The organism is Streptomyces himastatinicus ATCC 53653 (assembly GCF_000158915.1).
GTDB lineage: Bacteria > Actinomycetota > Actinomycetes > Streptomycetales > Streptomycetaceae > Streptomyces > Streptomyces himastatinicus.
The window spans coordinates 5,401,473-5,415,736 of sequence record NZ_GG657754.1 but is presented as its reverse complement, the minus strand read 5'-3'; the positions used below and the strand labels follow the sequence as shown (position 1 = coordinate 5,415,736).

Genomic DNA, 14,264 nt, shown 5'->3' with positions numbered 1-14,264 from the left:
CCGGCCCGTACGGACGGGACTCCGGCGTCAGCTGGAGGACTTCTTCTGCGTCAGGTCGTAGAGCGTGGTGCTGCCCACGGTGACCTTCTTGTAGTTCGCCTCGACCCAGGTCGTGATCTTGGACGAGGTGCCGTTGCTCCCACCGCCCGGGCCGCCGCCCATGCCGTTGCCCGAGGAGAGGAAGTAGTGGATCTTCCCCTGCTTCACATACTCCTTGAACTGGGCGAGGGTCGGCGACGGGTCGCTGCCGTTGAATCCGCCGATGGCCATCACCGGGTCCTGGGTGGCGAGCTGGTAGCTCGCGGCGTTCTGGGAGCCGATGGCCGCCGCGACCCAGGTGTAGTCGTCGGCGTTCTTCTCCAGCCTCGCCTTCACCTTGGCGTTGACCTGCTGGCCGTTGAGCAGCCCGCCCATGCCGCCGCCGCCCATACCTCGTCGGCCGCCTTCGCCCATGCCGCCGGGCATCATGCCCTGCTGACCGTTCCGGCCCTGGTTCCGGCCGTTGCCCTGGCCCTGCTGTCCCTGCCCCTGTTGGCCCTGAGCGTTGCCGTTGGCGTTGCCGTTGCCGTTCTGCTGCTGGCCGCCGCCCGGGAAGCCGCCACCGGGACCACCGCCCGGCATGCCCTGCTGGCCCTGGCCCTGCTGACCTTGCTGGCCCTGACCCTGGCCTTGCTGGCCCTGCTGGCCGCCCTGCATCCCCGGCGGGCCGCCCATGCGCCCGCCGCCGGGACGTCCGCCGCCGCCGCCCGGACCGCCCATGCCGCCCGACACCGTGGGACCGGCCGTGATGATCGAGCCGCTCTTCGGCGTCTCCACCGTGTTCAGCGTGTACGCCACCGGACCGGCCAGCGCCGCCGCGAGACCGAGCCCCGCCACGCCCAGCGCGAGGTTCCGCCCCAGCCGCGCCGCGAACAGCAGCCCGACCGCGGCCGCCAGCCCGGCGATCAGCACCGCCCAGCGCAGCCACGGGTGCCAGTCCGCGGACCGGCCCAGCAGCACGTACGACCAGTAGGCCGTGACCGCGGCCGTGACGGCGAGCACCACCGAGGCCGTCGTACCGACGCGGCCCTCGGTCTGCCCCCGCCGCTCCCACAGCATCGTCGCGCCCATGCCCACGATCGCCGCGATGTACGGCGCGAGGGCGATGTTGTAGTACTGGTGGAAGATCCCGGACATGAAGCTGAACGTCGCGAACGTGATCAGCAGCGCCCCGCCCCAGACCAGGAACGCCGCGCGCCGGGTGTCCGTCCGCTTGGCCCGCCAGGTCAGCCACAGCCCCGCCACCAGCAGGATGAACGCCGCGGGCAGCAGCCAGGCGATCTGACCGCCCATGTCGGAGCCGAAGAGCCGGTCGATACCGGTCTCGCCCCACATCCCGCCGCCGCCGCCGCCACCGCCGCGCGCACCGCCGCCGCCGACGCTGCCGGTCTCGTTGCCGTTGATCCGGCCCAGGCCGTTGTAGCCGAAGGTCAGCTCCAGGAAGCTGTTGTTCTGCGAGCCGCCGATGTACGGCCGGGACGACGCGGGCCACAGCTCGACGATCGCGACCCACCAGCCGCCGGAGACCACCATCGCGAGCCCCGCGAGCAGCAGCTGCCCGATCCGCCGACCGAGCTTCGCCGGGGCGCACACCGCGTACACCACGGCGAGCGGCGGCAGGATCAGCCACGCCTGGAGCGTCTTGGTGAGGAAGCCGAGGCCGAAGCAGATCCCGGCCAGCACCAGCCACTTCGTCCGGGCGTCCTCCAGCGCGCGCAGCACGCAGTAGACGGCCGCGACCATGAGCAGGCACAGCAGCGCGTCGGGGTTGTTGAAGCGGAACATCAGCGCCGCGACCGGGGTCACCGCGAGCACGCCGCCCGCGATAAGCCCGGCGGCCGCGCTGAACCGGCGGCGTACGGCCGCGTAGAGCACGCCGACCGTCGCGACGCCCATCAGCGCCTCGGGGACGAGGATCGCCCACGACGACAGGCCGAACATGCGCACCGAGAGGGCCATCGGCCACAGCGCGGCCGGGGGCTTGTCGACGGTGATGGAGTTCGCGGCGTCCGAGGAGCCGAAGAAGAACGCCTTCCAGCTCTCGCTGCCCGCCTGCACGGCCGCCGAGTAGAACTGGTTCGCGTAGCCGGAGGCGCCCAGGCTCCACAGGTAGAGCACGGTGGTCACGGCGAGCAGGGCCCACAGCGCGGGCCGCGCCCAGCGGGGGTCCTCCGGACGGCCCCGCCACGCCCGCGCCAGGCGCGAGCCGCCGGGAGCGGCGGGCGCGGGAGACGCGGCGGCAGTGGAAGGAGCTACGGGAGCGGCAGGAGCTACGGGCGCGGCAGGCGCGCCGGGCGGAGGAGCTGCGGGATGGGGCGGCGGACCGGCGTCCCGGGGTCCGTGGTCGTACGTCGTCATCGGTTGGTCCTCGGGTCGTGGTCGGTGGTGGCCCCGCTGTCCGACGGGAAGACCCAGGCCCGGAAGAGCAGGAAGCGCAGTACGGTCGCGGCGAGGTTGGCCGCGATGAGCACGGCCAGTTCGGTGCCGTGCGAGGGGGAGCCGGGGGCGGTGTCGAGGGCGGCCAGGGAGCCGCTGGTCAGCACGAGGCCGATGCCGAAGTGGGCCTGTGCGATGCCCGTCCCGCGCGTACGCCGAAGTGAGCCTCCGGTTGGCCGCGGTGTTGCCGAGCGCGGACAGCAGCAGCGCCAGCGCGTTGGCCACCTGTGGGCCCGTACCGAGCCGGAAGAGCGTGTACAGGGCGAGATATACGAGCGTGGACAGCCCGCCCACCACGCAGAACCCGACGAGCTGGCGGGCCAGTCCGCCCGGCACGCCGCTCAGTTCCCGGTCGCGCGGATCGTCACCGAACGGGCGGCGCAGCCGGTCCAGCGGGAGCGCGCCGGTGGCCAGCGCGCGCCCCACCCGCCAGACGCCCTTCAGGTCGTCGGTGGCCGTCTTCACGATGTGCACGGTGCTGTTCGGGTCGTCGACCCAGTCCACCGGCACCTCGTGGATGCGCAGCCCCGCCCGCTCGGCGAGCACCAGCATCTCGGTGTCGAAGAACCACCCGGTGTCCTCGACCATCGGCAGCAGCCGCTCCGCGACGTCCTTGCGGATCGCCTTGAAGCCGCACTGGGCGTCGGAGAACCGGGCGGCCAGGCTGCCCCGCAGGATCAGGTTGTACGCGCGCGAGATGAACTCCCGCTTGGTGCCGCGTACGACGCGCGAGCTGCGCGACAGCCGCGACCCGATCGCCAGGTCCGAATGGCCGGAGATCAGCGGGGCCACCAGCGGCAGCAGCGCGTTGAGGTCGGTGGACAGATCGACGTCCATATAGGCGAGCACCGGCGCCTCGGACAGCGTCCACACGGTGCGCAGCGCCCGCCCGCGGCCCTTCTGCTCCAGCCGGACCGCCGTCACTTCCTCGACGGTGTCGTCCAGGTAGGCCGCCACATGGGGCGTGCGGTCCGTACTGGCGTTGTCGGCGATGGTGATCCGGAATCGGTAGGGGAAGGTCCGCGACAGATGGTCGTGGAGCCGTCGCACACACCGCTCGAGGTCCGCCTCCTCGTTGTAGACGGGGATCACGACGTCGAGCACCGGACGGCTGCGGTCGACCACGATGTGCCGGCGCGCGGGCAAGGTCTCCAGGGGTGTCTCGGGCGGCGCCTCGAGAGGGGTGTCGGTTCGCATGGAACGACATTCGCGAGCGGCGCTGTCACGGCTGTGTGGTCAGCCTGTGGCCTGACTGTGAGTGCGTTACGACCTGGTGAACAGGGAGATGGACGCCGAACACGGTGCGCCCCGGCACGCTGTCGACCGTCACCTGGCCGTCGTGCGCCGCGACGACCGCGTGCACGATGGCCAGCCCCAGCCCGGTGCTGCCCGCGGTGCGCGAGCGCGAGGCGTCACCGCGCGCGAAGCGCTCGAAGACGTGCGGGAGCAGATCGGGCGGGATGCCGGGGCCGTCGTCCTCGATCTGGAGCGAGAGGTACGAAGGCGGCTGCGGCGGCCCGAAGGTGCCGGGGTGCACGGCCGCCTGCGCCATGGCGGACGGGGATCCGTACGGCGCCGCGTAAGGGTTGCCGGAGCCGTTGCCGCCGGACGGCGCGTCATGCCCGAAGGCATACGGCGAACCGGGCCCGAAGCCGCTGCCGTTGCCATTGCCGCTGCCGCTACCGCTGCTCGGACCGTTCGCGGACCCGTACGACGGTCCGTGCACCATGCCGTACGGGGCCAGGTACGGCGACGGGCGCGGCGAGGTGTGCGGGCCGCCCCACAGCACGCGCGCGGTGACGGTCGTCCCGGCCGGGGTGTGGTTACGGGCGTTGCCCAGCAGGTTGACCAGGACCTGGTGCAGCCGCGCCGAGTCGCCGTACACGAGCGCGGGTTCGTCGGGCAGCTCCAGCCGCCACTGATGGTCGGATCCGAGCGCCCGCGCGTCGCTGACCGCGTCCACCACCAGCGGGGACAGGTCCACCTCGGCGCACTCCAGCGGCCGCCCCGCGTCCAGCCGGGCCAGCAGCAGCAGATCCTCCACCAGCCCGGTCATCCGCCCGGCCTCGGACTCCACCCGGCCCAGCGCATGGCGGGTGTCGGGCCCGATCTCCTCCCGGCCGCGCCGGGTCAGCTCGGCGTAGCCGCGGATCGAGGCGAGCGGGGTCCGCAGCTCATGGCTGGCGTCGGCGACGAACTGCCGTACCCGCGTCTCGCTCTCCTGGCGGGCCGCCAGCGCCGATTCGATATGCCCCAGCATGCGGTTCAGCGCCGCCCCGACCTGGCCGACCTCGGTCCGCGGATCGGCCTCGGACGCCGGGACCCGCTCCCGCAGCGCCACCTCGCCGCTGTGCAGCGGCAGCTCCGAGACCCGGGTCGCGGTCGCGGCCACCCGGCGCAGCGGGCGCAGCGAGATGCCGACCATGGTGGCCCCGGCGAGCCCGGCCGCGACCAGTCCGGCGGCGGCGACGCAGACCTCGACCAGGATGAGGGTGTTGACGGTGTCCTGGGTCTGGTTGAGCGGGAACGCGAGGATGATCCCGCCGTCCCTCGGGTTCCACTTGGCCACGGCGCGGTAGCTGCCGAGGCCGGGGAGGTCGACGGCGTGCACCTGGTCGTCGAGGGGAATGGCGGTGAGCGCCTTCTCCTGGCTGCTTGTCAGCTTGTCCACCCGCTGCGCGGCGTTCGAGAAGTCCGGCAGCATGGGCTCGTCGTTGCTCTTCCCGGCCTGGACCACCTTGCCGTTCGTCCCGAGCCGCGCCCCGGCGGTTCCGATGGGCTGCCCGGGCCCGTTGAGGAAGAAGATGCTGCTCTCCGGGCTGCGCGGATCGGCCGGGTTCGGCTGCTCGCCCACCTTGCGCATGGCGCCACCCGCGGACGAGCGCAGGTCGTTGTCGACCTGGCCCTCCAGGTACGACTTCAGGGCGATCGTCGTGACCGTGCCGATCACCGCGCAGACCACGGCGATCAGCGACACCGCCGAGACGACCAGGCGGGTGCGCAGCGACCAGGGCCGCCGGGCGGCGGCCCTGGTGGTCTTCCTGGCGCGCGGGGGCCGCGCCGGAGCGGCCTGGGACGGCGGTGTCGGGTGGGCCACGGTGTCTACTCCCCGGGCTTGATCAGATACCCGGCGCCGCGCCGGGTGTGGATCATCGGGCTGCGGCCCGCGTCTATCTTGCGCCGCAGATACGAGATGTACAGCTCGACGACGTTGGCCTGGCCGCCGAAGTCGTAACTCCACACCCGGTCCAGGATCTGCGCCTTGCTGAGCACCCGGCGCGGGTTGCGCATCAGGTAGCGCAAAAGCTCGAATTCGGTGGCGGTGAGGTGGATCTCCTGACCCGCCCGCGACACCTCGTGGCTGTCCTCGTCCAGCACCAGGTCGCCGACCGCCAGCACCGATTCGCTGCGCGCGGCCGCCGCCCCCGACCTGCGCAGCAGCCCGCGCAGCCGGGCGACGACCTCCTCCAGGCTGAACGGCTTGGTGACGTAGTCGTCGCCGCCCGCCGTCAGCCCCGCGATCCGGTCCTCGACCGCGTCCCGCGCGGTCAGGAACAGCACCGGCACCTCGGGCAGCTCGCGGCGCAGCCGGCCCAGGACGGTGAGCCCGTCCATGTCAGGCAGCATGACGTCGAGGACGACCGCGTCGGGCCGCAGCTCACGGGTCGTACGGATCGCCTCGGCGCCGTCGCCCGCCGTCCGCACCTCCCAGCCCTCGTAGCGCAGCGCCATCGACAGCAGGTCGGCGAGGGCCGACTCGTCGTCCACAACCAGCACCCGGACGGGGCTCCCGTCGGGTCGCAGCAGCTCGGTACGCCCATGGGGCGAGGTCGCCATCATGAACGTCAGCTTCCGGCGACGGTCTGAGAGCTTCCTTTCGGCTACCTGTGAATAACCTGAGAATCCTGCGGCCCCAGAAAGACGCCAGGAAAGACGCCGGGAACGGCCCCGAGAAGGCCCAGAGGGAGGGCCCAGTGGTTGGCCCGGACGGGTGAACGGCCCTCGAATTGGGAATAGACGGAATCACCCTCCGGTTCGATGGGGGTATGGCTACTCAACCCGCCCTTGGCAAGATCGGCATCTGGACCGCGGCACTGCGGGTCTCGGAGTCCCGCTCGGCGCAGGAGGTCAGCGAGGCGGCGGCCGAGCTGGACGCGCTCGGCTACGGCACCCTCTGGTTCGGCGGCAGCCCCAGCGCCGACCAGGCCGCGACCCTCCTGGAGGCCACCGACCGGATCACCGTCGCGACCGGCATCCTCAGCATCTGGGACCACTCGGCCGCCCACGTGGCCGATCGGTACGCCGCCATCGACGCGGCCCACCCGGGCCGTTTCGTCCTGGGCCTCGGCGTCAGCCACAGCGCGCTCGCCGGTGAGCGGTACAAGCGTCCGTACTCGGCGATGCGGGACTACCTGACGGACCTGGACTCCGCCCCGATCCCGGTCCCCGCGTCCCGGCGGGTCCTGGCCGCCCTCGGCCCGAAGATGCTGGAGCTGTCCCGCGACCGCGCCGCGGGCGCCCATCCGTACCTGGTCACCCCGGAGTTCACGGCCGAGGCGCGGGAGATCCTGGGCGACGGCGCCCTGCTCGCCCCGGACCTCAAGGTCGTCCTCGACACCGACCTCGACCGCGCCCGCACCACCGCCCGCAACTACCTGTCGATGTACCTGAAGCTGCCCAACTACACCAACAACCTGTTGCGGTGGGGCTTCGAGGAGAAGGACTTCGCGGACGGCGGCAGCGAGCGCCTGGTGAACTCCGTGTTCGCCCTGGGCGACGCGGAAGCGATCCGGCGCCGCGTGGACACGTACCTGGAGGCGGGCGCGGACCACCTGGCGGTGCAGGTGGTGACCTCCGATCCGTTCACAACCCTCCCCCGCGAGGAGTGGCGCACCCTGGCCGAGGCCCTTCCCCTCGGCAGCCACTGACGCGCGGCTGCGGGGGGGGTGTGTCACAGGCCGAACAGCCGCGCCGCGTTCCCGTGACACACCCCCCGCAGCCAGGCGTCGTCCTGATCCAGCCGGGTCAGCGCCTCCAGGGCGTGCCCGTATCCGTACGGGATGTTGGGGAAGTCGCTCCCGAACAGCACCCGGTCGCCGAGCGCCCCGAGCCGTCCCCGCTCCTCCGGCGGGAACGGCCAGTGGCTCTCGGAGAAGTCGGTGAACGCCATCGTCGTATCCAGGTGCACCCCCTCGTACCGCTCCGCGAGCCCCAGGAAGTCCGCGTACTCCGGCAGCCCCATATGCGCGATGACCAGCCGCAGCCGCGGATGCCTGGCCAGCAGCCGGGCCACCGGTTCGGGGCCGGTGTGCTTGCCGGGCGCCGGGCCCGAACCGCAGTGGATGACGATGGGCGTCCCGGCGTCGGCGAGCGTCCCCCACACCGGGTCGAGCAGCGCGTCGCCCGGGTCGTACGCCCCCACCTGCACATGCGACTTGAACACCCGCGCCCCGCCGTCCAGCGCCGCGCGCACGTACTCCTCGACGCCCGGCTCCGGGAAGAAGGTCGCCGTGTGCAGACAGTCGGGCGTACGGGCGGCGAACCCGGCCGCCCACTCGTTCAGCCACGCCGCCATGCCGGGCTTGTGCGGGTAGACCATCGAGGTGAAGGCCCGCACCCCGAACTCCCGGATGGTCGCGAGCCGTTCGGCCTCGTCCTGGCGGTAGGTGATGGGCCACTCGAGGCCGACCAGCGGCTCGACGGCGTCGAAGTACGCCCAGACCTTGTCCAGGACGTTCTTCGGCATGAAGTGCGTGTGCACGTCGATGATTCCGGGCAGCCCGAGCCCCTGCCAGAAGCGATGGACCGGGACGGCGTCAGCATCAGTCATACGGATCACCGTACGGTCGTGGAACCACGATCGAGGGCCCGGCACCATTTCTGATACCGGGCCCTCGATCTCAAGTAGCGGGGACAGGATTTGAACCTGCGACCTCTGGGTTATGAGCCCAGCGAGCTACCGAGCTGCTCCACCCCGCGTCGGTGAATGCAACACTACGTCATTCGCCGCGCAGAGGGAAATCGGTTCCGCACGCCCCGGCCCTACGCCCCCGCCTACGCACCCGCCCCGGGCTCCACAGCCGTCACGGTGAACTCGTCCCCGCACACCCGCAGCCCCGAGGAGACCCGCGCGGTCATGGCCTCCTTCGACCCGGGCGGGTAGGCCTGCACCAGGGAGGCGCTCTTCCAGCACGGCTTGTCCGAGAGGCCGTCGTTGATCGTGTGCAGCACGGCATGCGCGCTGCCCCCGGCGGGCACCGTGACGGGCTTCCCCTTGGCCCCCTCCCGCTCGGCCGGCTTCCCGATCGTCTGACCGTCCCTGGCCAGCAGCGACGCCCCGGGGAACCCGTTCAGCGTGCAGGCGCTCCTCCCCTTGTTGGTGAACACCAGGGAGTACCGGATGTTGCCCGCCCCGATGTCGGCCCGCCCCACGCGCAGCCCCATCGACGAGGACTCGCACCGCCCGCTCCCGGCGCTCCCCGCCTTCGACCCGATCTCCTCGCCGCCCGCCGAGCCCGTCGCGTCGCCATCCTGCCGGCCCTGCGCGTCCTGCCCGTCCTGCGAGGCCTGCGAGGCGGCGGACACGGGAGCCTTCCCCTCGGGCTTGGGCTCGCTGCCCTGACAAGCCGTAACCCCCATGGCCGCCACCGCCGCCATCGTGGCGACGACGACCTTGCCCCGGCTCGTGAGCGTGATGTGCGACATGGGATCCCCCTGGATCGATGGGTGCGAATCTCGCACCAACTACCGTGCCGATCCGCGCTAGTGCCCTGTTAACACCTCAGTGGCACATCACTAACGCCTCGCTAACGCCCCGGCCCTGGCCTGGTCGCGGGACCGTCCTGCACCATCACTCCATGACCCATCCCGTGCCGCCCGCCCAGGCCCTGATCGTGGTCGACGTCCAGTCGGCCTTCGTCGCGGGCCCCGAAGCGGTTCCCGAGGCGCCCCGGCTCCTCGACCGGATCACCGACCTGATCGCCCGGGCACGCGCCGGTGGCTCGCTCGTCGTCCACCTCCAGAACGACGGCCCCGCGGGCGCGCCCGACGAACCGAAGACCCCGGGCTGGGAACTGCACCTGCCCGTCCGCGAAACCCATCGCGAGGTCGTGATCCGCAAGACGGAGGACGACGGCTTCCACGAGACGGGACTGGGTGATCTGCTGACCGGGCGGGGCGTACGGGCCCTGGCCGTGTGCGGGGTGATGTCCGAGATGTGCGTCAGCGCGACAGCCCGCACGGCCCTGGAGCTGGGCTACCGGGTGGTCATGCCCCACGACGCCCACGCGACGTACGACATCCCGGCGGCGGCGGACATCAGCGACGCCGTACCGGCGGCGATGGTGTCGCGCGTCGCCGAATGGGCCCTGGGCGACGAGATCGAGATCATCGCCCGCGCCGCCGACCTCGCCTTCACCACGGGCTAGGCCCGGTACACCAACAGATACCGCCACAGCAGCAGACGGCGCACCGTCGAACCGGGCAGGAGCCGGGCGGATTCGGCACGCGTGCGGTCGTACGACAGCGGCGGCGGCCAGACCATCGGGATCCGCACGGCTGGAGCAGCGCGCCGCCTGCTCAGCAGCCGGTCCGCCCTGAGGATCACCCGCGCCGGGAGGGCCCACACGAAGTCGGTCACCGTCCCGACCGGATAGAGCCCCACCACCGCCAGCACCCCGCCCGGGGCCAGGGCCCTCCGCAACGTCAGCACCGTCTCGAACCGCATGTGGTGGAGGCTGGCGACGCACGAGATGAAGTCGTAGTGGCCATCCGGAAGGTGCGCATCGCGCACATCGACCTGACGGTACCGAGGTCCGCCCCCGGCCTCCCGCGCCGCCGCGATGACGTCCGCGTCGGCGTCCATCCCCTCGACGTCCAGCCCCCGCCCCGCGAGCAGCCGCGCGAACCGCCCCGCCCCGCACCCGACATCCAGCGCCGTCCGCGCCCCGTCCGGCACCTGCTTCAGCAGCAGCGGATGGTAGTGATCGTTGAAGTTCACTCCCATGCGGCCGGACCCTACCCAGGCCCCGCGACCGGCGCCAGAGGCGGTCACCCCGCTCGGCCTCACCGAGCGGGCCGCCCACGCAAGCGAGCCGCCCCGCGGCGGTTGCTGTCACCGTTGACGTCAGCGCATACGCCAGAGGCCCCTTCCGACGTTCGGAAGGGGCCTCTGAGCTGCTGCGCGCTCGGCAGGATTCGAACCTGCAACCTCTTGATCCGTAGTCAAGTGCTCTATCCGTTAAGCTACGAGCGCTTGGCTTCCCGGCGGTTTTTCTTGCCGGTCGGCGTTGCGGGGACAACATTACATGACCTGCGCCGTCACGCGAAATCCGTTTCCCTCACCCACTCTGACCTGGGCAAATACCTGTTTTGAGGTGCGTGGAACCGGTCATGGCGGCAGGGGAGGAGACCGGGGCGGAGCGGCGCGGGGTGGGTCGGTGGGATGCCTCGGCGGGGTGACGCTGCGGAGGGGGCTCGTCACTCGGAGGGCGTACGCACAAGAGCCCCGGTCGCGATCGACCGGGGCTCTCGAGAAGCGGAGGCTGAGGGATTTGAACCCTCGATGGGCTTTAGGGCCCAAACCGCATTAGCAGTGCGGCGCCATAGACCAGACTAGGCGAAGCCTCCAGCACACCGTGCCGCGCGAGCGCGATGTGGTGTGTGCAGATGATGTCACAGCCCAGCGGGATGTCACCAATCGCGGCCTACGGTACTCGGCAGGCGGGCAGGACCGCAAAGCTCTTTGGCCGCGCAATGCCCGGATGGCGGCGCAACGCGCGCGGCGGAGGCGCGTTAGCAGGGGCAGGGGCAGCGCGCCCCGGTCCGATCACACCAGGAGTACTGACATGCCCCTGCTGCATCGCCTCGCCGTCACCACCGCCGCCGCTGTCGCCGCCACCGTGGCCGCACTGAGCCCTGCGACGGCCACGCCGCTGCCGCTGCCGATGTCGTACGACGGGGAGAGTTCCGACCGTCTCGTCGTCAGGGTGAGCGAGACGGGCCGGCACTTCGACACCGTGCGGTACGTGCTGGCGTGCCACCCCACCGGCGGTACGCACCCCCGGGCCCGGGCCGCCTGCCGTCAGCTGGACGCGCAGACCGAGTGGGGCCGGGATCCGTTCGCGCCGGTGCCGCCCGGGGCGATGTGCACGGGGCAGTACGGCGGGGAGGCCACGGCTACGCTGCGGGGGCGCTGGGCGGGCCGTCCCGTCAATGCTCGCTTCACGCGAACGAACGGGTGTGAAATCGCCCGGTGGAACCGTTTCTCGATCGTTTTGCGTCTGCCTGGGAGCTGACCTGGGGATTGGGCCGGGAGTGTGCGGCGGAAGAGGCCGAGGGGTTTGTCCGGGCGTGCGCCGAGACGTGCACGTCGTGCTGCGACCTCCCTCTCATCTACCGCCGCGCCCGCCCTTGGTGCCCGTAGACTCCCCTGAGACACTCCACGGACAGGCGGCAAAATGACCGCGGGTGTCAGCAAGGTGCGGTAAGTCAGGGAGGAAGCGTCGTCGTGAGCAGCAGGCCATCCCGAGGCGCTGCTCGCCTCGCAGCGATACTCGACGCCCTTCCCGACGCGCTGCTGTTGGTCAACTGCAACGGCACGAAAAACAACGCCAACCACATCGCGCTGGAGTCCTTCGAGACGCCGGGCACCGCGCTCGTGGGTCGTGGTCTGCTCGATCTCCTCCCTTCCTTCGATCCCAACCGGATCCCCGGGTCGATGCGCAGGCCCGCGGAAGCGGAACGGACCAGCGGCACCAAGCCGACCCGGATGATGGCGCGGCGCACCGACGGGGCTCAGTTCCCCGTTGAGGTGACCAGCGCGAACGTGGAGGACGGGCGGACTCCGTACGCCGATCAGTACAGCTATACGGGCGACGAGCTGCTGATGCTCATCGTCCGGGACCTGACCGGGACGCTCGACACCGAGGCCGAACTCGCCCGCCAGCAGCGCCAGACCGAGATGATTCTGCGCGCGGCGGCGGAGGGCGTGGTCGGCGTGGACACCGAGGGCAAGGTGGTCCTCGTCAACCCGGCCGCGGCGCAGATCCTCGGTTTCCGGGCCAGTGACCTGGGCGGTCAGGAACTTCACTCTCTTGTACACCACTCGCGTCCGGATGGTTCCCCCTTCCCGTACGAGGAGTCCCCGCTCGCCGACACCCTGCGCTCCGGCCGCAAGCACCGGGTGCGCGGCCAGGTGCTGTGGGCCAAGGACGGGAGCGCGGTACCGGTCGACCTGACGACCGCGCCCGTAAGGGACGGCGAGCAACTCGTCGGCGCCGTCATGACCTTCACCGACCGGCGCGCCGAGGAAGCCCTCGTCTCGAAGCACGCCGAGGAGGTGGAGAGCCTCACGGCGCAGCACGGCAAGGAGCTGGAGGAGCTCCGCGACGAGCACGCCAAGGCGATGGAGGAGCTTCAGGCCCAGCTCGACCGGGAGCGGCAGACGTACGCGGAGCGGCTGGACGCCCTCGCCGCCCGCAACGGCCAGCTGCTCGCGGTGCTGGACCAGTCGCTGCGCGGTCCGCTCCAGGAGCTGCGCAGCGAACTCGGCGTCCTGGCCGACGACCCGGCCGGACAGCTGTGGCCCGAGGCCAACCAGATCCTCCACCACCTGGCCGCCGGGTACACCCGCATGACCACGCTCGTCGACAACGTCCTGAGCTATCAGCGGCTCGACGCGGACGGCGAGCAGCTGGCCCGGTGCGCGGTCTCGATGGACGAGGTCGTGGCTGCCGGTGTCGAGGGCGCGGTCGAGCTGATCGGCCCGGGGCGCGCGCAGTTCGCCGTGCACGCCCCGCCGATCGAGGCCGAAGTGGACCCGCAGCGGGTGGCCCAGGCGCTCGCCCATCTGATCGCGGACGTGGCCGGGGTCGACTCGACCGGCAAGACGGCCTCGGGCGGGGGCGGCGCGTCCGGGGACTCGACGATCGTGGTCGCGGCGGCACAGCGCGGCAACGTCGTACGGATCGAGGTCCGCGGGCCGTACGCGGGCGGCGACCCGGTGCACGAGCCGATCGTGCGCGGGATCGTGCGCCGGCACGGCGGTGTGCTCCAGACGCACGAGATGCCGGGCATGGGCGGGCACGCGTATGTCCTGGAGGTGCCGATCTCGGCGGCCGCCGCGGACCAGGAGCGCGCGAAGGCCGACGCCCAGGCGGCGCCCGGGAGCACGGACGGTACGCAGGGCACGCAGGGCACGCAGGGTACGCAGGGCCAGGGCACCTCCGGCGGCGGAACCGGCGCGTCCACGAGCACGTCCGGCGGCGGCGCGGACGGCGACCCGAACGGCGCCCCCGGCTCCGGCGATCCGCAGGACGGCGGCCCGGCCACGGCGGACACGAGCGGCGCGCAGAACCGTTCCGTATCCACCGCGCTCCCCGCGGAGGCCGGTGCCGATCCGCGGCAGCAGAACCAGCCGGGCGAGCAGGACCAGCCGCGGCCGACCGGGCGGCGCCGGGCGCGCCCGCGCCCCGACGAGGACCCGTCGGCGGTCGCGGGCGACGGTACGAACCGCCAGGGCGCCGGTGCCGGTCCTGATGCCGGTCCGCACGGTCAGCACGGTCCGCAGCCGGTCGGCCCCGCCGCGATGGGCGTCGTACCGCCGCAGGGCATGGCCGCTCAGCCGCAGCGCCCGGCCTCGGGCGGCCGGCGGCGCGGCTCCCCGGCCCAGGAGGCCGAGGGTCCGTATCCGGCCCAGTCCCAGCAGGGCGGCCAGGGCGGAGGCCGCTCGCCGTTCGCCCTGCCTCCGGCGGCGGCCGACGCGAAACGGGCCCGCCGCGAATGGTTCG

Annotated in this window: 10 protein-coding genes, 3 tRNA genes and 1 pseudogene; 4 read left to right on the top strand and 10 right to left on the bottom strand. The window is 72.0% G+C overall.

What is annotated here, in order from left to right; all coding sequences use genetic code 11:
• Positions 1-27: 27 nt before the first annotated feature.
• From SSOG_RS22915 to SSOG_RS22905, 4 genes and pseudogenes are all read right to left on the bottom strand, one after another.
• Positions 28-2,397, bottom strand: a complete 2,370-nt coding sequence (locus SSOG_RS22915; protein WP_039941559.1) for a mannosyltransferase YkcB-related protein — start codon at positions 2,395-2,397, stop codon at positions 28-30.
• A pseudogene (locus SSOG_RS48750) lies at positions 2,394-3,672 on the bottom strand (bifunctional glycosyltransferase family 2/GtrA family protein). Before SSOG_RS48750 ends, SSOG_RS22915 begins: the two are co-directional and overlap by 4 nt.
• Positions 3,673-3,697: 25 nt before the next feature.
• Positions 3,698-5,572 (bottom strand): ATP-binding protein, encoded by a 1,875-nt coding sequence (locus SSOG_RS22910; RefSeq protein WP_106516440.1) that lies wholly within the window; start codon positions 5,570-5,572, stop codon positions 3,698-3,700.
• Positions 5,573-5,577: 5 nt separating this feature from the next.
• The gene (locus tag SSOG_RS22905; RefSeq protein ID WP_039938430.1) at positions 5,578-6,315 is read right to left on the bottom strand and encodes a response regulator transcription factor; all 738 of its coding nucleotides are present in this window, start codon (positions 6,313-6,315) and stop codon (positions 5,578-5,580) included.
• A gap of 206 nt (positions 6,316-6,521) precedes the next feature.
• Here SSOG_RS22905 and SSOG_RS22900 point away from each other — a divergent pair, with 206 nt between their 5' ends.
• Entirely contained in the window at positions 6,522-7,403 is an 882-nt protein-coding gene (locus SSOG_RS22900; protein WP_009716618.1) for an LLM class F420-dependent oxidoreductase, read from the top strand.
• Between the two features lie 23 nt (positions 7,404-7,426).
• On the opposite strand, the gene SSOG_RS22895 is transcribed toward SSOG_RS22900, so the two are convergent.
• The 3 genes from SSOG_RS22895 to SSOG_RS22885 form a co-directional block, all read right to left on the bottom strand.
• On the bottom strand, positions 7,427-8,305 hold the full coding sequence (locus SSOG_RS22895) for an amidohydrolase family protein (RefSeq protein WP_039938429.1): 879 nt from the start codon (positions 8,303-8,305) through the stop codon (positions 7,427-7,429).
• Between the two features lie 75 nt (positions 8,306-8,380).
• Positions 8,381-8,454 (bottom strand) — tRNA-Met (locus SSOG_RS22890).
• Positions 8,455-8,529: 75 nt separating this feature from the next.
• A complete protein-coding gene (locus SSOG_RS22885) occupies positions 8,530-9,180 on the bottom strand; it encodes a DUF4232 domain-containing protein (protein WP_039938428.1) in 651 nt (216 codons plus the stop codon).
• Between the two features lie 152 nt (positions 9,181-9,332).
• On the opposite strand from SSOG_RS22885, the gene SSOG_RS22880 reads away from it, so the two are divergent.
• Complete coding sequence (locus SSOG_RS22880) at positions 9,333-9,902, top strand: cysteine hydrolase family protein (RefSeq protein ID WP_039938427.1); 570 nt, start codon at positions 9,333-9,335, stop codon at positions 9,900-9,902.
• Here SSOG_RS22880 and SSOG_RS22875 read toward each other — a convergent pair.
• The 3 genes from SSOG_RS22875 to SSOG_RS22865 all read right to left on the bottom strand — a co-directional run bounded on the left by SSOG_RS22875 (position 9,899) and on the right by SSOG_RS22865 (position 11,103).
• Entirely contained in the window at positions 9,899-10,480 is a 582-nt protein-coding gene (locus tag SSOG_RS22875) for a class I SAM-dependent methyltransferase (protein ID WP_039938426.1), read from the bottom strand. The genes SSOG_RS22880 and SSOG_RS22875 overlap by 4 nt on opposite strands.
• 176 nt (positions 10,481-10,656) lie before the next feature.
• A tRNA-Arg gene (locus SSOG_RS22870) sits at positions 10,657-10,729 on the bottom strand.
• Between the two features lie 283 nt (positions 10,730-11,012).
• A tRNA-Ser gene (locus SSOG_RS22865) sits at positions 11,013-11,103 on the bottom strand.
• Positions 11,104-11,321: 218 nt separating this feature from the next.
• On the opposite strand from SSOG_RS22865, the gene SSOG_RS22860 reads away from it, so the two are divergent.
• Together SSOG_RS22860 and SSOG_RS22855 are read left to right on the top strand one after the other, a co-directional pair.
• Entirely contained in the window at positions 11,322-11,771 is a 450-nt protein-coding gene (locus SSOG_RS22860; protein ID WP_009716613.1) for an SSI family serine proteinase inhibitor, read from the top strand.
• Between the two features lie 212 nt (positions 11,772-11,983).
• Positions 11,984-14,264: PAS domain-containing protein (locus SSOG_RS22855; protein WP_154686106.1), on the top strand; the 2,281-nt coding region annotated here is incomplete at its 3' end.